At 72.0% G+C, this 16,422-nt stretch carries 17 protein-coding genes; 6 read left to right on the top strand and 11 right to left on the bottom strand.

Annotation, left to right across the window (positions count from 1 at the left end; genetic code table 11):
- A partial coding sequence (locus tag ACKOB8_RS10745; RefSeq protein ID WP_526377202.1) for an MspA family porin occupies nt 1-214 on the top strand: 214 nt, incomplete at its 5' end.
- Between the two features lie 16 nt (nt 215-230).
- On the opposite strand, the gene dapC is transcribed toward ACKOB8_RS10745, so the two are convergent.
- The 3 genes from dapC to ACKOB8_RS10730 are packed head-to-tail and all read right to left on the bottom strand — an operon-like array spanning nt 231 to nt 4,341.
- Nucleotides 231-1,319 (bottom strand): succinyldiaminopimelate transaminase, encoded by a 1,089-nt coding sequence (gene dapC, locus ACKOB8_RS10740; protein WP_526377205.1) that lies wholly within the window; start codon nt 1,317-1,319, stop codon nt 231-233.
- A gap of 35 nt (nt 1,320-1,354) precedes the next feature.
- Nucleotides 1,355-1,681 carry a ferredoxin gene (gene fdxA, locus ACKOB8_RS10735; RefSeq protein WP_526377201.1) on the bottom strand — a complete coding sequence of 109 codons (327 nt, stop codon included), beginning with the start codon at nt 1,679-1,681 and terminating at the stop codon, nt 1,355-1,357.
- Between the two features lie 41 nt (nt 1,682-1,722).
- Entirely contained in the window at nt 1,723-4,341 is a 2,619-nt protein-coding gene (locus ACKOB8_RS10730) for a bifunctional FO biosynthesis protein CofGH (protein ID WP_526377200.1), read from the bottom strand.
- A gap of 137 nt (nt 4,342-4,478) precedes the next feature.
- Here ACKOB8_RS10730 and ACKOB8_RS10725 point away from each other — a divergent pair, with 137 nt between their 5' ends.
- The gene (locus ACKOB8_RS10725; protein WP_526377199.1) at nt 4,479-5,462 is read left to right on the top strand and encodes a hypothetical protein; all 984 of its coding nucleotides are present in this window, start codon (nt 4,479-4,481) and stop codon (nt 5,460-5,462) included.
- Between the two features lie 6 nt (nt 5,463-5,468).
- On the opposite strand, the gene ACKOB8_RS10720 is transcribed toward ACKOB8_RS10725, so the two are convergent.
- Genes ACKOB8_RS10720 through ACKOB8_RS10700 form a run of 5 tightly spaced genes read right to left on the bottom strand, consistent with a single transcriptional unit; the run spans nt 5,469 to nt 10,931 of the window.
- The gene (locus tag ACKOB8_RS10720) at nt 5,469-5,825 is read right to left on the bottom strand and encodes a hypothetical protein (protein ID WP_526377198.1); all 357 of its coding nucleotides are present in this window, start codon (nt 5,823-5,825) and stop codon (nt 5,469-5,471) included.
- Nucleotides 5,809-6,705 carry an N-acetyl-1-D-myo-inositol-2-amino-2-deoxy-alpha-D-glucopyranoside deacetylase gene (gene mshB, locus ACKOB8_RS10715; RefSeq protein WP_526377197.1) on the bottom strand — a complete coding sequence of 299 codons (897 nt, stop codon included), beginning with the start codon at nt 6,703-6,705 and terminating at the stop codon, nt 5,809-5,811. Before mshB ends, ACKOB8_RS10720 begins: the two co-directional genes overlap by 17 nt.
- On the bottom strand, nt 6,702-8,591 hold the full coding sequence (locus ACKOB8_RS10710; protein WP_526377196.1) for an ABC transporter family substrate-binding protein: 1,890 nt from the start codon (nt 8,589-8,591) through the stop codon (nt 6,702-6,704). Before ACKOB8_RS10710 ends, mshB begins: the two co-directional genes overlap by 4 nt.
- A 9-nt stretch (nt 8,592-8,600) precedes the next feature.
- Complete coding sequence (gene typA / locus ACKOB8_RS10705; RefSeq protein ID WP_526377195.1) at nt 8,601-10,502, bottom strand: translational GTPase TypA; 1,902 nt, start codon at nt 10,500-10,502, stop codon at nt 8,601-8,603.
- Between the two features lie 39 nt (nt 10,503-10,541).
- Nucleotides 10,542-10,931, bottom strand: a complete 390-nt coding sequence (locus ACKOB8_RS10700; protein WP_526377194.1) for a (deoxy)nucleoside triphosphate pyrophosphohydrolase — start codon at nt 10,929-10,931, stop codon at nt 10,542-10,544.
- Between the two features lie 25 nt (nt 10,932-10,956).
- On the opposite strand from ACKOB8_RS10700, the gene ACKOB8_RS10695 reads away from it, so the two are divergent.
- Nucleotides 10,957-11,244, top strand: a complete 288-nt coding sequence (locus ACKOB8_RS10695) for a 4a-hydroxytetrahydrobiopterin dehydratase (protein ID WP_526377193.1) — start codon at nt 10,957-10,959, stop codon at nt 11,242-11,244.
- Here the strand turns inward: ACKOB8_RS10695 and ACKOB8_RS10690 are convergent.
- Nucleotides 11,186-12,421 carry a mannosyltransferase gene (locus tag ACKOB8_RS10690; protein ID WP_526377192.1) on the bottom strand — a complete coding sequence of 412 codons (1,236 nt, stop codon included), beginning with the start codon at nt 12,419-12,421 and terminating at the stop codon, nt 11,186-11,188. The two genes, ACKOB8_RS10695 and ACKOB8_RS10690, sit on opposite strands and share 59 nt — an antisense overlap.
- Before the next feature lie 158 nt (nt 12,422-12,579).
- Here ACKOB8_RS10690 and ACKOB8_RS10685 point away from each other — a divergent pair, with 158 nt between their 5' ends.
- From ACKOB8_RS10685 to ACKOB8_RS10675, 3 genes are all read left to right on the top strand, one after another.
- Nucleotides 12,580-13,119, top strand: coding sequence for a hypothetical protein (locus ACKOB8_RS10685; RefSeq protein WP_526377191.1), 540 nt, complete (start codon nt 12,580-12,582; stop codon nt 13,117-13,119).
- A gap of 164 nt (nt 13,120-13,283) precedes the next feature.
- Complete coding sequence (locus ACKOB8_RS10680; protein WP_526377204.1) at nt 13,284-14,234, top strand: Rv1157c family protein; 951 nt, start codon at nt 13,284-13,286, stop codon at nt 14,232-14,234.
- Nucleotides 14,235-14,268: 34 nt separating this feature from the next.
- On the top strand, nt 14,269-15,648 hold the full coding sequence (locus tag ACKOB8_RS10675) for a wax ester/triacylglycerol synthase family O-acyltransferase (protein WP_526377190.1): 1,380 nt from the start codon (nt 14,269-14,271) through the stop codon (nt 15,646-15,648).
- On the opposite strand, the gene ACKOB8_RS10670 is transcribed toward ACKOB8_RS10675, so the two are convergent.
- Together ACKOB8_RS10670 and ACKOB8_RS10665 are read right to left on the bottom strand one after the other, a co-directional pair.
- A complete protein-coding gene (locus ACKOB8_RS10670; RefSeq protein WP_526249311.1) occupies nt 15,635-15,781 on the bottom strand; it encodes a DUF1059 domain-containing protein in 147 nt (48 codons plus the stop codon). The genes ACKOB8_RS10675 and ACKOB8_RS10670 overlap by 14 nt on opposite strands.
- A gap of 31 nt (nt 15,782-15,812) precedes the next feature.
- Nucleotides 15,813-16,385, bottom strand: coding sequence for an HhH-GPD-type base excision DNA repair protein (locus ACKOB8_RS10665; RefSeq protein ID WP_526377189.1), 573 nt, complete (start codon nt 16,383-16,385; stop codon nt 15,813-15,815).
- Nucleotides 16,386-16,422 lie beyond the last annotated feature (37 nt).

Below are 16,422 nucleotides of genomic sequence, written 5' to 3'. Positions count from 1 at the left end.
GATCAGCTCGGATCTGGGCAACGGGCCGGGCATCCAGGAGGTGGCCACCTTCTCGGTGGACGTCGAGGGCCCCAGCGGCTCGGTCGCGGTGGCCAACGCCCACGGCACCGTCACCGGCGCGGCCGGCGGGGTGCTGCTGCGGCCCTTCGCCCGGCTGATCTCCAAAGCCGGCGACAGCGTCACCACCTACGGCGCACCCTGGAACATGCAGTAGCGGGAGCGCGCCTGAGCTATCCCGTCAGGCGGGCGGCCGCCGCGGCGACCCGCTCGTCGGTTGCGGTGAGGGCCACCCGGACGTGCCGCGCCCCGGCGGTGCCGTAGAAGTCGCCCGGCGCCACCAGGATCCCCCGCTCGGCCAGCCACGCCACGGTGTCCCGGCACGGCTCGTCCCGCGTCACCCACAGGTACAGCCCGGCCGCCGAGTCGTGCACGCTGAAGCCGGCCGACCGCACCGCCGCCAGCAGCGTCTCGCGGCGTCGCGCATAGCGCGCCCGCTGCGCGGCCCGGTGCTCGTCGTCCTCCAGCGCGGCCACCATCGCCGCCTGAACCGGACCCGGCACCATCATCCCGGCGTGCTTGCGCACCGCCAGCAGCTCACCCACCAGACCGGGGTCTCCGGCGACGAAAGCCGCCCGGTAGCCCGCCAGCGACGAGGTCTTCGACAGCGAGTGCACCGCCAGCAGACCGGAATGCTCGCCCCCGCAGACCGCCGGGTCCAGCACCGACACCGGCTCCTCGTCCCAGCCCAGGCCCAGGTAGCACTCGTCGGACACGACCAGCGCGCCGCGCTCGCGCGCCCAGTCGACCACCTTGCGCAGGTGCTCGACCCCGAGCACCCGCCCGCTCGGGTTGGCCGGCGAGTTCAGGTAGATCAGGGCCGGCGACCGCGGGCCCAGGCCGATCAGGGCGTCGGCCGCCGCGATCTGGCAGCCGGCCAACCGCGCGCCTACCCCGTAGGTCGGGTAGGCGAGCTCGGGAATCACCACCAGGTCCTCGGCGCCCAGCCCCAGCAGGGTGGGAAGCCAGGCGATCAGTTCCTTGCTGCCGATCACCGGCAGCACCGCCTCCTCGGCCAGGCCCGTCACGCCGTGGCGGCGGCCCAGCGCGGCGGCTGCGGCCGCCCGCAGCCGCGGGGTGCCCGCGGTCAACGGGTACCCGGGGGCGGCCGCGGCCTGCGCCAGCGCCTGCTGGATGACCGGGGCGACGGGGTCCACCGGGGTGCCCACCGACAGGTCCACGACGCCGTCCGGGTGGGCGCGCGCGGTGGCCGCGGCATCGGCCAGGGTGTCCCATGGGAAGACCGGCAGCGACGCCGACACCGGCGTGCGCTGCACCCGCAGCGGGCTGCGCGCCGTCAGTCGTCCCCGGCCTTGGGCGGGAGGTCCTTGACCACCTGCGGATCGTTCTCCGTCATCCCCACCTTGGACGCGCCGCCCGGCGAGCCCAGTTCCTCGAAGAAATCGGCGTTGATCTGGGTGTACTGGGCCCACTGATCGGGAACGTCGTCCTCGTAGTAGATCGCCTCGACCGGGCAGACCGGTTCGCACGCGCCGCAGTCCACGCATTCGTCGGGGTGGATGAACAGCATGCGCGCGCCCTCGTAGATGCAGTCGACGGGGCATTCCTCGATGCATGCCTTGTCTTTGATGTCGACGCAGGCTTCGACAATCACGTACGTCACGAAGGATCTCCTCGTTGGTCGGCGCGTTCTCGTTGCAGATACTAGGCGTTGCGACAACCGCCCGCTGCCGGGGTCGCATGGGCGGCGGGGCTGGCGTAGGTGGTGGTGCGCTGGCGGGCGGGCCGGCCGATGCCCTCGGCGATGGCGACCAGTTCGGCCGCGCTTTTCGCCGAGCCGTGCCGCGAACCGGCCATCCGGGAGATGGTCTCCTCCATCAGGGTGCCGCCCAGATCGTTGGCGCCGCCGGCCAGCATCACCTGGCTGCCCTGCGCGCCGAGCTTGACCCAGCTGGTCTGGATGTGCGGAATGCGCCCGTGCAGCATGATCCGCCCCAGCGCGTGCACCGCCCGGTTGTCGCGGTGGCTCGGTCCCGGCCGGGCCGCACCGGCCAGATAGAGCGGCGAGGAGTGGTGCACGAACGGCAGCGGCACGAACTCAGTGAATCCGCCGGTGCGGTCCTGGACGCCGCGCAGCACGTTGATGTGGGCCACCCAGTGCGCCGGGGAGTCGACGTGGCCGTACATCATCGTCGAGCTCGACCGCAGACCCACCTCGTGGGCGGTGGTGACGATCTGCACCCACAGCGCGGTCGGCAGTTTGCCCTTGGTCAGCACCCAGCGCACCTCGTCGTCGAGGATCTCGGCTGCGGTCCCGGGGATGGTGTCCAGTCCGGCCTCGCGCAGCCCGAGCAGCCAGTCCCGGATGCCCTGCCCGCTGCGGGAGGCGCCGTTGGCGATCTCCATCGGCGAGAAGGCGTGCACGTGCATCGTGGGCACCCTCGCCTTGACGGCGCGGATCAGGTCGGCGTACCCGGTCACCGGCAGCTCCGGATCGATGCCGCCCTGCATGCAGACCTCGGTCGCGCCGGCCGCGTGGGCCTCCCAGGCCCGCTCGGCGACCTCTCGGGCGGACAGCGAGAACGCGTCCGCATCACCCTTGCGCTGGGCGAAGGCGCAGAACCGGCAGCCGGTGTAACAGATGTTGGTGAAGTTGATGTTGCGGTTCACCACGTAGGTCACGTCGTCGCCGACCGCGTCCTGCCGCAGCCGATCCGCAAGGGCGGCAACGGCATCCAGCGCCGGACCCTCCGCGGTGGCCAGGGCGAGATACTGCGCGTCGCTACAGGCGGCCGGGTCGCGCTCGGCGGCGCGCAGCGCGGCGGCGACATCCCCGTCGATCCGCTGCGGAGCGCGTGCGGTCAGCGCGCTGGCCTTCTCGCGGACCGCGTCCCAGTCGCCGAAGGCGCTGCCGATGTCGCTGCGGCTTTCCGAGCGACGCCCCTCGGTGTCGATCGCGGTGTGCAGATCGGCCCGACCGCGTGACTCGGCCTCGTCGGGTTCCTGCCACGGAATGCCGGCCGGGGTCACCTTTCGCGCCAACCCGGTGGCGGGGTCGGCGAGCGCCGCCACATGCCCGGCCACCCGGGGGTCGATCCATCCCGCGCCGGCGCGCACGTAGTCGGGTTGCACGGTCAGCCGCTGCACCAGTTCGAATCCGGCCTCGGCGGTGACCGCCGCCAGATCCTCCAGCGCCGGCCAGGGCCGCTCCGGGTTGACGTGGTCGGGTGTCAGCGGCGACACACCGCCCCAGTCGTCAACGCCGGCGGCCAGCAGCGCGAGGCACTCGTCGGCCGAGACCAGGTTGGGCGGGGCCTGGATCCGCATGTCGGGCCCGAGCACCAGCCGGGCGACCGCGACGGTCGCCACGAAGTCCTCGAATCCGGCGTCGGGGGTGTCCGCCATCGCGGTGCGATCCTTGGCCCGGAAGTTCTGCACGATCACTTCCTGGACGTGACCGAATTCCCGGTGCACCCGCCGGATCGCGTGCAGGGTGTCGGCCCGCTCGTCGAGCGTCTCGCCGATGCCGACGAGCAGACCTGTGGTGAACGGGATGGCCAGCCGTCCCGCATCGGTCAGCGTGCGCATCCGCACGGCGGGGTCCTTGTCCGGGCTGCCGTGGTGCGCCAGCCCGCGGGTCTCGAACAGCCGCCGCGAGGTGGTCTCGAGCATCATGCCCATCGACGGTGCCACCGGCTTGAGCCGCGCCAGCTCAGCCCAGGTCATCACACCCGGGTTGAGGTGGGGCAGCAGGCCGGTCTCCTCCAGCACCCGGATCGCCATCGCCCGCAGGTAGCTCAGCGTCGAGTCGTAGCCGCGCTCCTCGAGCCACCGGCTCGCCTCGGGCCAGCGCGCCTCGGGGCGATCACCGAGGGTGAACAGGGCCTCCTTGCAGCCCAGCGCCGCGCCACGGCGGGCCAGCTCGATGATCTGATCCGGCTCGAGGTAGGCACCGCGGCCCTCGGCGCGCAACCGGCCCGGGGCCACAGCGAACGTGCAGTAGTGGCAGCTGTCCCGGCACAGGTGGGTGAGCGGGATGAACACCTTCGGCGAGTAGGTGATCGCGAGCCGTCCCTGCGGACCGCGCCGCCCGGCGGACTGCAGGCCCGCATCGCGCACCCGGGCGGCGCTGGCGCACAGGTCGGCCAGCTCTCCACCCCGGGCGGTCATCGCCGCCGCGGCCTCCTCGGGGTTGAGGGCCACCCCGTCGCGAGCCCGCCGCAGCGCCCGGCGCAGGGCGGCCGTCACGGGTTCGGCGTCGGCCCCCCAGTCAGCGCGAGGCGGCACTGTCGGCGTGGGCAGCGGAACGCCCGCGATCGACATGGCTTCAACACTAGTACCGGTGTCCGGCCGCGGTCGCCACCGGCGATGTGTAACGCCGGCCGGGCCGAAACGTACAGTAGGGACAGCAACACAAGGTGGGTGCGAGCCGCACCGCAGCAAACCCGAGGAGCCCTCCGATGACCGCGCTGACGTCGACCGGGTGCGCCCGCTGCCTGCTGAGCGCGGGTCTGGCCGCAGCGTTGGTCGTGACCGGCAGTGGCCCGGCTACCGCCGCGGCCCCGCAGCCAGCTTGGTCCGCCTCGGCGGCCTCGGTGGCGCTTACCGCCGCCGCGCTGCCACTGGAACCCGACCCCGGCGTGCCGACCACGACCGAGGGGTCGAACACCGGAGCCCCGGACACCGGGGCGGCGGGCGTCGAGGCCGCCCAGAGCGGCGGGGCCGGGGACTTCCTCATCAACGCCTACAACCTGATCCAGCCCTACGTTCAGTGGGGCTTCGAACTGGCGGCCTGGGCGGTGAGCTACCTGCCCTGGCCGATCGGTTATCTGGGCGCGCAGATCGACATCCTCTACGACACCTTCGAGCCGATCGCCCAAGCCCTCGTCTACGCCGCGGCCTTCCTGCTCGACGGCCAGTACGACCTGATCGTGCCCGTGCTGACCAACGGGGTCAACGCAGCGGTGACCTACTTCGTCCAGGGTGAGATCGCCTGGGTACTGAGCTTCTTCCCGCCGCTGCCGCCGCTGCCGTCACTGCCCGTCTTCCCGATCATCGCGGCCGCACCCGCGGCGAGCCAGGCCCCCGCCGCGGGCGGGGCCGCCGACGAGACGGCGCCGACCGCCGGGCGCACCGACGAACCGGTGGAGGCCGCGACGGGCGACGCCGCACCGCGGAGCGATCTGCGCCGAAGCGCGGTGCGGGCGCAGCGCGCGGCGGGTGCCCGCGCCGTCGCCACCGACACCGCCGAGACCACGCCGACCCCCGCGCCGACCCCCACGCCGGCCGCCGCCGAGGCCGCCCCGGCCGCGGAGAGTACGGCCTCGGCTTCCCGGTCGGCCCCTGCGTCGGCCCCCGACAAGCCAGGTCAGCCCACCGCCGGCGACGCCGCGACCGCTGCCCCGGCCAAGGCCGGCGCGGCGCGGGCCGCGCGGCGCGGCTGAGCACCGCTACGGCATGCGGCGCAGCACCCACACCGGCGGGAGTACGCCGAGAATCAGCAGCGCGAAGATCCAGTAGCCGCCGAAGACGATGTCGCCGCCCGGACCGCCCAGGCTCAGCGCCGCCACCACCGCCAGCCACGCCCACAGCGGCAGCGCGGCCAGCCCCCGCGAATCGGTCCATCTTCGGGCCGCGCCGACCAGCGCAGCGTTGACCACCCCGGCGACCAGCGCGCTCAGCGGCAGCGGCACCGCGCCGAGGTAGAGCGGCAGCAGCAGCGCCGCCGCCAGCGCGCACAGCGCTCCGTCGAGGGCCAGTACCGTCAGCACCGCGGCGGCGACGACCGGCTCACCGGCCGGCTTCATCGGCCGCCGAGAGGTCTATGCCCGCCAGGAGATCGGTTTCCCAGCCGGTGTCGTCGTCGGTGTCGCCGGACTCGCCGGCCACCAACACGTAGTGCTCCTCGGCCGACAGCGGCAGCGCCAGGTTGTTGGACAGCGCGAACGCGCGACGGGTCGGGCCGATCGTCACTTGGGTGGCGTGCGCGGCGATCGCCGAGGCCTTCGCCTCCCGGTGCTCGGGGGCGTGGATCACCGCGGTGATCCGGTCGTCGGCGTAGCCGAACGGGACCTCCGGCGGCACGATCCAGTCCGGCTCGACGTCCTGCGCGCCCAGCGCCTCAACGGCACGATTGAAAGCGTTGGCGGACAACACGGTCCAGTAGAACTTGGGCACCCGCCAGTGCGTCGCGGCGGCCTGCACGGCGGCGGTCGTCGCCTGGTGGGCCCGGATGTGGTCGGGGTGACCGTAACCGCCCTCGGGGTCGTAGGTGACCACGACATGGGGCCGCAGCCGGGTGATCACGGCCGTGAGTTCGGCGACGACCTCATCGAAGTCGGCGTCGATGAACCGCGTGCCGCGCCTCGGCGGACTGCCCGCCATCCCGGAGTCCCGCCAGCGTCCCGCGCCGCCGAGGAACCACGGACCGGAAACGCCGAGATGGTCCAGCGCCGTGGTCAGTTCGGCCACCCGGTAACCGCCCAGTTGGTCGGCCCGGTCGGCGGCCAGCAGCGCCCACTGGTCGCCGATGATCTCGCCCTCCTCACCGAGCGTGCAGGTGACGACGGTGACCTGGGCCCCCCGCGCGGCGTAGTGCGCGAGCGTCGCACCGTTGTTGATCGCCTCGTCGTCGGGGTGGGCGTGCACGAACAGCAGCCGCGGCGCCGGCGCTGCGGGCGCGGTCACCGGGTCACCTTCACCCAGCGGCCCGCGTCGCCGACGATCCCGACCGGCACCGCACCGCCGAGGGAGACGTTCGCCACGCTGGGGCCGACCGCGACGATCATGCTGTCCTGCAGGATCGGCAGCACCGTGGACAGCGCCCACAGCCTGGGCTCGACAGCGGAGATGACATTGTCGATCGGCAGCGATCCGTCGAGCGCGGCCGCGACGGTCGACTCGATGCTGCGGTCGCAGATTCCGCTGAGGTTCGACGGCGCGCGCACCAGTGGTGCGGGCCCCGGAGCGGGACTCCGGGTCCCGGGGGGAGCCACGGGCGGTGTTCCGGGCGGGGTTCCGGGCCGGGGGGGTGCGGGCGGGACCGTCGACACCGGCGTGGCCTCCAGCGCCGGGCAGCCGTAGCGCGACGCCAGCACGGTGGCCAGGTCACCGCCGGCCGCATACCAGCCGACGATCGCGTCGACCCGGTCGTCGGCCAACGCCGTGCCGTAGAGCACCGGCGGGTCCAGGGCCAGAACCGACGCGGCGATACCGACGCTGCGCAGTTGGTCGGCGGCGGTGTTGGCGACCGCTACCGACGCAGGATCGTTGGCGGCGGCGCCGATCACCAGCGTCAGCGTCTGGCCGTCCTTGCTGACCCGTCCCCGGGTGGTTTCGGCCGGGCGCTGCGAGGTCGCCGTGGACCCCCTCGGTGGCGCAGGCAACGGACCCCGCTCGACCTCATATCCCGCCTCCCCCAACAGCGCCAACGCGCGGTCGGTGCCCAGCGGCGGTGGCGCGGTGGCCTCGTAGCCGGGATCACTCGGAGCCCGCAGCAGCGACCGATCCGGGGTCACCGAGTTGTCGCTGCCGGCGCCGACCGCCGCCAGCAGATCGACATCGAGGATTCCCAGAATCGCCTTGCGGACAACGGGATCCGACATGTTGCCGCGGGCGCGCAACGTCAGCTGCATCGTGCGCGACGTGACCATCCGGGAGGTGCGCACGTCGGGGATCGCCGACAGCTGGGCGAACGCGGTCGGTCCGCCGTGCACCTGGGCGATCTGGGTGTCGCCGTTGCGGATCGAGTCCGCCAGCGCCGAGGGCGCCCCGGCACGGCGGAACAGGATCTGATCCGGCTTGGCCGGCGGACCCCAGTAGCGGTCATTGCGGGCGAGCAGGATCTCGTCGCGCTGCGGGTCGATGGTCTCGACCCGGAACTGCCCGCCGGTCACCGGCAGAGCCCGTGCCAGACCGGCCGGGAATCCGCCCGGCACGTCCTTGACGATGTGGGCCGGCAGCAGGTCGCTGAACAGTTCGCGCCACGCCGGGTAGGGCTGGGCGAAAGTCACCACCGCCGTCTTGCCGCCGTCGACCGACGCCACACCGGTGATCAGGTCGTAGCCCGCCGGGTCGACCACGCCGGGCTGGCTGACCATCTGCCGCCACAAATACCAGAAGTCGTCGGCACCGATGGGCGCATTGTCGGTCCAGGCGGCCTCCGGCCGGATTGTGTAGGTGACGGTGAACGGGGCGGCGGCGGTCTGTTCGGCGGAGACCAACAGGGTCGGGTCCATCTCCCACCGCGAGCCGGTGGGCGTGGACGGATCGGGCACCGGCCGAAACGCGCTGGGCAACACCAGCGCACTGACGGCGGCGTTGACCGGTGACTGGTCGGAGAGCAGGTGCGGGTTGAATCCGGCGCCGATCGAGTCGATCGCCATGATGATCTGCCCCGCGCTCGTCGGCGGGGCGGCGGCCTGGGTGGTCCGGGTGCTCTGCGGGGCCGGCGGCGGGTCCACCGTGCACGCCCCGACCGCCGCGACGATCAGCACCGCCAACGGCACCCCTGCGCGCTGTCGCTTGCGTGGGCCGGTGAGCACGCCCCTCAGGGTATCGACCGGATGTCCCATCACCCGGACCTACGACTGCTGCGTCTTGGCCCGCGCCCGGCCCCGCGCCCGGGCGGTGGCGTCCAGTTCGACTTTGCGAACCCGGATCGCCTCCGGGGTGACCTCCACGCACTCGTCGGGCGCGCAGAACTCCATCGCCTTCTCCAAGTCCAGCTCCAGCGGTCGGGCCAGGGTCTCCAGCACGTCGGAGGTGGAGGACCGCATGTTGGTGAGTTTCTTCTCCCGGGTGACGTTGACGTCGAGGTCCTCCGCGCGCGGGTTGATCCCGACGACCATCCCCTCGTAGGTCTCCTCCCCCGGCTCGACGAAGAAGGAGCCCCGGTCGGCCAGCTGGATCAACGCGTAACCGGTCACCGACCCCGACCGGTCGCTCACCAGCGACCCGGAGTGGCGGGCGCGGATCTCCCCGGCCCAGGGCCGGTAACCGTCGAAGACCGCGTTGGCGATACCGGTGCCGCGGGTCTCGGTGAGGAAGTCGGTACGGAAACCGATCAGTCCGCGGCTGGGCACCACGAAGTCCATCCGCACCCAGCCCGCGGCGTGGTTGGTCATCTGCTCCATCCGGCCCTTGCGGGCGGCCAATAGCTGGGTGATGGCGCCGACGAATTCCTCGGGCGCGTCGATGGTGAGGGCCTCGAAGGGTTCGTGCAGCTTTCCGTCGATGGTCCGGGTGACCACCTGCGGCTTGCCGACGGTCAGCTCGAACCCCTCCCGGCGCATCTGCTCGACGAGCACGGCCAACGCCAGTTCGCCGCGGCCCTGAACCTCCCACGCGTCCGGCCGGCCGATGTCGAGCACCCTGATCGAGACGTTGCCGACCAGTTCGGAATCCAGTCGCGAGCGCACCATGCGCGCGGTCAGCTTGTGGCCCGACACCTTCCCGGCCAGCGGCGAGGTGTTGGTCCCGATCGTCACCGAGATCGCCGGCTCGTCGACGGTGATGCGCGGCAGCGCGTGCGCGTGCTCGGGATCGGCGAGCGTGTCGCCGATCATGATGTCGGGCAATCCCGCGACGGCCACGATGTCCCCGGCAACGGCCTCCTCGCAGGGATTGCGCTCGACTCCGACGGTGGCCAGCAACTCGCTGATCTTCGCGTTGGTCACCACGGGCTGGCCGTCGACCTGGCGCATCCAGGCCACCTGCTGCCCCTTGCGCAACCGGCCGTTGTAGATGCGCACCAGTGCCAGCCGACCCAGGAACGCCGAGGCATCGAGGTTGGTCACCAGCGCCTGCAACGGCGCTTGCGGATCGCCGGTGGGTGCCGGAATGTGGTGGAGCAGAACGTCGAACAGAGGGTCGAGGTTGTCGCCGGCCGGTAACTCGCCGTTGTCGGGCTGCACGGTGCTGGCGACCCCGGCACGGCCGGAGGCGAACAGCGTCGGCAGTCCGAGAGCGTGCTCGGCGGCCTGCTGGGCGGCGTCGTCGAGGTCGGAGGCGACATCGAGCAACAGGTCGTGGCTCTCGTGGACGACCTCGTCGATGCGGGCGTCGGGCCGGTCGGTCTTGTTGACCACCAGGATCACCGGCAGATGCGCGGACAGCGCCTTGCGCAGCACGAAGCGGGTCTGCGGCAGCGGACCCTCCGAGGCGTCGACGAGCAGCAGCACCCCGTCGACCATGGACAGCCCGCGTTCGACCTCGCCGCCGAAGTCGGCGTGACCGGGGGTGTCGATGACGTTGATGACGGTGACGTCGCCGTCGTGGTGACGATGCACGGCGGTGTTCTTGGCCAGGATCGTGATGCCCTTTTCCCGCTCCAGGTCGCCCGAGTCCATGATGCGTTCACCGGCGTCACCGTGCTCGCGCAGCGCGCCGGACTGCCGCAGCATCGCGTCGACGAGGGTGGTCTTGCCGTGGTCGACATGGGCGACGATGGCGACGTTGCGGAAATCGCGCGGGGGGCCGGTCACCGCGCCGATTGTGACAGGGCGGTCGGTGGCGCGTCGGCGTCACCCCTGCAGAACCGCACGCAGCGCAGGCAGCCAGGCCCGGTCGGCGGGGACCCAGGGCAGGTCACCGAGGTCGACGACGTCGACCCAGCGCAGTTCGCCGTGGTCGTGGGCGCGCAACGCCCCGCCGGTGCGGGTCACCCGGTAGGCCCGCAGCAGCACCGACGCCCCGGCCAGCACGTCCTCACCGATCCGCTCGCCGACCACCACGTCCAGTCCGAGTTCCTCGCGCAGCTCGCGCACCAGGGCCTGCGCCTCGCTCTCCCCCGGCGCGACCTTGCCGCCCGGCAGCTCCCACAGCCCGGCCAGCTCGGGCGGGCGCCGGCGTTGCGCCACCAGCAGCGACGAACCCGAGATCAGGGCGCCGGCGACGACGACCTGGAGGGACATGCCGTGGACGGTATACCGTCGGGGCATGCCCGTATTGACCGATGACCAGGTGGACGCCGCTGCGGCGAAGCTCGACGGTTGGCAGCGGACCGACGGCGCGCTGCGGCGCGCGGTGACCTTCGGGTCCTTCCTGGAAGGAATCGAGGCCGTCCGGCAGGTGGCCGAGCTCGCCGAGCGCGCCGATCACCACCCCGACATCGACATCCGTTGGCGCACCGTGCACTTGGCTCTGGTGACCCACTCCGAGGGGGGCATCACCGACAAGGATGTGGAACTGGCAGCCCAGATCGACGCGATGCTGTCCGGCCGGTAGCCGCGATCCACGCGAGGGTCACCAGCGTCGCGACGATGTACACCAGGCCTGCCCACGCCAGATACCACGGGCGGCCGATCTGCCAGATCGTGGGCTGGGCGAAGCTCAGCAGCCAGGGCACCCCGATCGCGGTCAGCACCAGCCAGCCCCAGCCCAGCGCACGCGCGCCGGGACGACTGCGCCACGGCCCGGTGAGCAACCAAAGAATCAGCGGCACCACCCAGACCCAGTGGTGGGTCCAGGAGATCGGCGAGAGCAGCAGGCCGAACAGTTGCACCACCAGCAGCGAACCCAGCAGGTCGCGCCCGGCCGGACCGGTCCACCCCTCGCCGAGTGCGCGCCAGGCCAGCAGCGCCAGCACGGCTGTGGCGGCGATGGCGGCCAGCGTCAGCGGGCCGAAGCCCGCGTCGTGACCGAGGATCCGTGAGAGCCCGCCGCGCCAGGACTGGTTGAACGACGTCCCGATCGGGCCGACGCGGCCGGCATCGCCGAGCAGGTCGGTGAAGTAGTAGCGGGCCTGCTCGCCGACCACGGCGAGAGACACCGCCACCGTCGCGGCGAACACAGCGACGGCGAAAACCGCTGCGCCCCAGCGGCGTATCCCGGCAAGGTACAGACCGGTGATGGCCGGGGTCAGCTTCACCCCCGCGGCCACGCCGACCAGAAGCCCCGACACCCACCATCGGGTGCTGCACGCCGCTCCGAGCGCTGCGAGCACCAGGACGACGTTGATCTGCCCGTAGTCGAAGGTGCTGCGCAACGGCTCGATCCAGATCCCCGCGGCGGTCCACAGCATCGCCTGCCGGTGCCCGGCACCGGTGGGATGGCCCAGCAGTCGCTGGCTGAGCCGGATCACGCCGTACAGCGCGGCAACGGTCCCGACCTGCCAGCAGAACGCGACCAGCCCGAACGGCAACCGGGTCAGCGGGTAGAACACCAGCGCCGCGAACGGCGGGTAGGTGAAGGGCAGCGGGAAGTCCGGGGTCTGGTCGGCGTAGACGTAGGAGTAGAGCGTTCCCGGCTGATCGAGAGCGGCGGCACCGCCGAGATAGACGTGCAGGTCGACGAAGTTCGCCCCGTTGGGGGACAGATAGGTCCATGCCAGGCGCACCGCCGCGCTCAGAACGAGCAGCGCCGGCGCCAGCGCGGCCAGCCGCGCGGAGGGGGCGGTGCGCACCGTGCGACTGTACCGACGCCACCGGCGTCTTCGGCCTCTGGTCACCGGGCACCATCGCTCCCGTAACGGTTGGATAACCGCCACTCGTGTCCCTTGAGTAACTTTCGCAACTGGCTACCTTCGGGGCAACGGACCTGCAATCGAGGGAGTGGTTTCACATGTCACGTTTCGCAAAGCTCTTCGCCGCCAACGCGATTGCAGCTGCCGGGTTGTGCTCGGCCGCACTCGCACTGAGCCCATCCGCCGCCGCCGAGCCGGCTCCGGCCCCGGTCGTGCCCCAGCTGCCGGCGCTGAACATGATCCAGCAGTTCGCCACCAACCCCGCCAGCATGGGCGCGGTGCTGCAGACCGCAGCGACCGCCCTCAACGGCGCCTCGACCCTGATCGGCGGACCCGCCTCGACCCTGCCGGTGTCCCCGATCGAGGGCGCGCCCGCCACGCCGCCGGTCGCCGCACCCGGCCCCGGCTCGTCGCTCGTCCCGCTGCTGAACAGCTTCGGTGTGCCGGCCAGCCTGGCCAACCTCGGGCCGTCGCAGATGCCCTTCCCGATCCAGATCGGGGACACCCTGGGCATCTCCCCGGCGCCGGTCGGCGCTGCCCCGGCGGCAGTCCCGCCCGCCGCCGCGCCGGTCCTGCCCGCCGTCCCGCCCGCCCCGGGTGGCGTCGGCGCGCTGCTGCCGCTGTCGGCACTGCCCTGATCGTGACGCAGCCAGCCACGTCGTCGGCCACGCCGCCAGCCACGCCGTCGGCGCGCCTGCTGACGGCCCTCGTCACGGCGTCCGCCGTCTGGGTCGCGCTGTGCCCGGCGGCGGGAGCCGATCCCAGCGTCGTGGATCCGGGCCAACTGCCCGGTCTGACCGCCATGCAGAGCCTCAGCCCGGTGGTCCAGCAGGCCGCGGTCAACCCCGCGTCGGCGCAGCAGCTGTTGCTGGCCGCGGCGTCGCAGCTGGCCGGCAACGCCACCACACCCGCGGGTTCGGCCGCGCTGGCCGACGCGGTCACGAAGTTCGTCCAGCAGGGCGGGGCGGCCGATCCGGCGGCCGCGCTGACCGCCACCGGATCCCCGCAGGCTCTGGCGGGCACGGCTCACGGGACCACGCCACTGCTGACTCCCGGCACCGGCAACGGACCGCTGCCGTTGGAGGCCCACCTGCCCGTCGCGGGCGTGGCGTCCGGCGAGGTGCATCTGCCCAACGGCGTCAACCCGACGCACGCGGTCGGGCCCACCCCGGAGGTCCTCGCCCAGATCACCGCACAGCAGGCCGCGGCAGCGCCTTCAGCACCCTCAGCGCCCTCAACACCCTCAGCGCCCCTCACGCCCGGGGCTGCCCCCGTCGTTCCGGCCGCCGTCACGCTGACCGGGCCGGCACCGGCGCCCGCCGCGGCGCCGTCGTTCGATCCGAACACCCCGCCGACCCAGGACTTCATGTACCCGTCGATCAGCAGCGGCTGCCTCAAGGACGGCGGCAACGTGATCGCGACGGCGCTGTCGGTCGCCGGTCCGGCCAAGATCCCCGCCCCCGGGCCGGGTCCCGGTCAGACCGCCTACGTGTTCACCGCGGTCGGCACCCCGGCGCCGGCGGCCGAACAGAGGCTGCCGCTCAACGTCACCTGGGTCAATCTGTCCACCGGTAGGTCCGGGACCGCCACCCTGCGGCCCAACCCGGACATCAATCCGCAGGGCCCCACCACGCTCACCGCGATCGTGGACACCGGGTCGGGCAGTGTCATGTCGACGATCTTCGGGCAGGTGACCACACTGGACAAGCAGTGCACCTTCATGCCGACGATCGGCTCCACCGTCGTGCCCTGAGCAAGGCGCCCGCGTCCGGCTAGGCTTCTCCGGCGTGGACCGGCTCGACCCGATCGACGCCCTGATGATGACCGCCGAGGTCGTCTCAAGCCCCATGCACGTCGCGGTGCTGCTGATGTTGACCCCGCCGCCGGGCGAAGGAAACGATTACGTGGCGCGCCTCTACGGGCAGTCGACGGCGACCACAGTGCTCGACCCGCGGTTGCGCCGCCGGCCGCACCGGGGTCTGGAGACCGGGCTGCTCTGGGTCTGGCGCGACTGCGATGTGGATATCCGCCACCACGTTCAGCGCCGGACGCTGCCGGCGGGAGCCGGGCCGGAAGCGTTGTGGGCCTTGGTTTCCGACCTGCACAGCCTGCGGCTCAATCGCGCCAATCCGCTGTGGATGGCGTACCTGATCGACGGTCTTCCCGATGGACGGTTCGCCTTCTACATCAAGGTCCACCACTGCGTCATCGACGGGGTGGCGGGCCTGCGCATGATCGCCGACTCGCTGAGCACCGACCCGCAGCGGCGCTCGATGACGCCGTTCTACGCCGGCCGGGGCGCTGCCGAGCAGGCGCACCGCCCCCACCGCGACCCGGGATCGCTGCCGCGCGCCGTCGCCACCGCGCTGGCCTCCGCCGTGGGACTCGGCCGCCGCGCACTGGCCGCCCGGGTAGGTGGGCACGGTGTCGCCGCGCCCTTCGGTGCGCCGCGCACCCGTTTCAATGCCAGGCTCGGCACGCGGCGCGCAGTCGCCGGGATCAGCCTGCAGCGCAGCCGGATCGGCGCGATCCGTGACGCCGCGGCGGTCACCACCAACGACGTCGTCTCCGCCGCGATCTCCGGTGCACTACGGGCCTGGCTGGCCGGGCGCGACGAGTTGCCGACCCAGAGCCTGGTGGCGATCTGTCCGGTGAGCGTCCGCGCGCAGGGAGCCGACATCTCCGCTGAACACGGCAACCAGTTCGGACTGGGACTGTGTCCGCTGGGTACCGACCTGGCGGATCCCGTTGAGCGCCTTGCGGCGATCCACGCCGGGATGAACCGCGTCAAGCAGGAAGTCGCCGAACGCGGACCCGGCGCGATGCTGGTCACCCTCGGCCCGGCGATCGGTCCCACGGTGTTGCTTCCGCTGCTGCCGTTCGACGCGAAGCTGCCGCCGGGCTACAACCTGCCGCTGTCGGGCGTGCCCGGCCCACCGGAGACGATGTACTTCGACGGCGCCCGTATCGATGAGATCTACCCGGTGTCGGTGGTCTACGACGGGATGGCGCTCAACATCACGTCGTGTTCCTATGCCGACCACGTCAGCCTCGGTTTCGTCACCGACCCCGACATCGTGCCCGACGTCGGCACGCTGACCCGACTGACCGAGCGGGCACTCGCCGAGCTGGAGGAGGCCCTCGGCGTTCGGGTTAGTAGGCCATGAACAGGATCGCGTCCCGGTCATAGCTCAGACCCGGGTGCGCGGCCGCCAGATGCGCCTGGGTCAGCTCGACCAGTTCGTCCTCGTCCTTGGCGCTGATCGCCTCACCGCACGGACAGTTGATGTGGGTCTTCATCGCGACTCCCATTCTGTGTGTTCGGCCCTTCTCAGCCCTTTTTCGCTGCCGCTTTCATCTTCTTCTTGTGTGCCCGCACCGCGTCCAGCGACCCCTTGTCCCGCACGTCAGCGATCGACAGATGGGTGCCCGACCGTCCGTAGTCACCGGCGGCGGCGCGCCATCCGCGCGGTGTCACCCCGTACTGCTTTCCCAACAGCGCCAGGAAGATCCTGGCCTTCTCCTCGCCGAAACCCGGCAGCGCCTTAAGTCTGCGCACCACCTCGGCGCCGTCGGGTTCGCCTCGCGTCCAGAGGGCGGCGGCGTCACCGCCGTAGCCGTCGATCACTTCGCGCGCGAGACCCTGGATCCGCTTGGCCATCGAGCCCGGAAAGCGATGTACCGCTGGCGTTTCCGCACACAGTGCGGCGAACCGATCCGGGTCGCAGTCAGCGATCCGGCGGGGGTCGAAACCGCCGAGTCGTTCGGCGATCTTGCGCGGCCCGGCGAAGGCGGTCTCCATGGGAACCTGTTGGTCGAGCAGCATTCCCACCAGCAGGGCGAACGGATTCTCAGACAAAAGGCGGTCGGATGCGGAATCCTGGGTCAGCTGCAGTCGCACCATGGGGGCAGTCTAGGCGGCTGCCGCCGGCCCCGGACCA

Source organism: Mycobacterium sp. (assembly GCF_046091765.1).
In the GTDB taxonomy this organism is placed as follows: Bacteria; Actinomycetota; Actinomycetes; order Mycobacteriales; family Mycobacteriaceae; genus Mycobacterium.
This window is presented reverse-complemented; position numbering and strand designations above follow the sequence as displayed.

What these genes read in the sequence shown, in the direction of transcription:
- ACKOB8_RS10730 (WP_526377200.1), bottom strand. Translation starts at nt 4,341, where the DNA reads ATGTCGATCGCGGGCGTTCCGCTGCCCACGCCGACAGTGCCGCCTCGC.
- ACKOB8_RS10725 (WP_526377199.1), top strand. Translation starts at nt 4,479, where the DNA reads ATGACCGCGCTGACGTCGACCGGGTGCGCCCGCTGCCTGCTGAGCGCG.
- ACKOB8_RS10720 (WP_526377198.1), bottom strand. Translation starts at nt 5,825, where the DNA reads ATGAAGCCGGCCGGTGAGCCGGTCGTCGCCGCCGCGGTGCTGACGGTA.
- ACKOB8_RS10710 (WP_526377196.1), bottom strand. Translation starts at nt 8,591, where the DNA reads ATGGGACATCCGGTCGATACCCTGAGGGGCGTGCTCACCGGCCCACGC.
- ACKOB8_RS10700 (WP_526377194.1), bottom strand. Translation starts at nt 10,931, where the DNA reads ATGTCCCTCCAGGTCGTCGTCGCCGGCGCCCTGATCTCGGGTTCGTCG.
- ACKOB8_RS10695 (WP_526377193.1), top strand. Translation starts at nt 10,957, where the DNA reads ATGCCCGTATTGACCGATGACCAGGTGGACGCCGCTGCGGCGAAGCTC.
- ACKOB8_RS10685 (WP_526377191.1), top strand. Translation starts at nt 12,580, where the DNA reads ATGTCACGTTTCGCAAAGCTCTTCGCCGCCAACGCGATTGCAGCTGCC.
- ACKOB8_RS10680 (WP_526377204.1), top strand. Translation starts at nt 13,284, where the DNA reads ATGCAGAGCCTCAGCCCGGTGGTCCAGCAGGCCGCGGTCAACCCCGCG.
- ACKOB8_RS10670 (WP_526249311.1), bottom strand. Translation starts at nt 15,781, where the DNA reads ATGAAGACCCACATCAACTGTCCGTGCGGTGAGGCGATCAGCGCCAAG.
- ACKOB8_RS10665 (WP_526377189.1), bottom strand. Translation starts at nt 16,385, where the DNA reads ATGGTGCGACTGCAGCTGACCCAGGATTCCGCATCCGACCGCCTTTTG.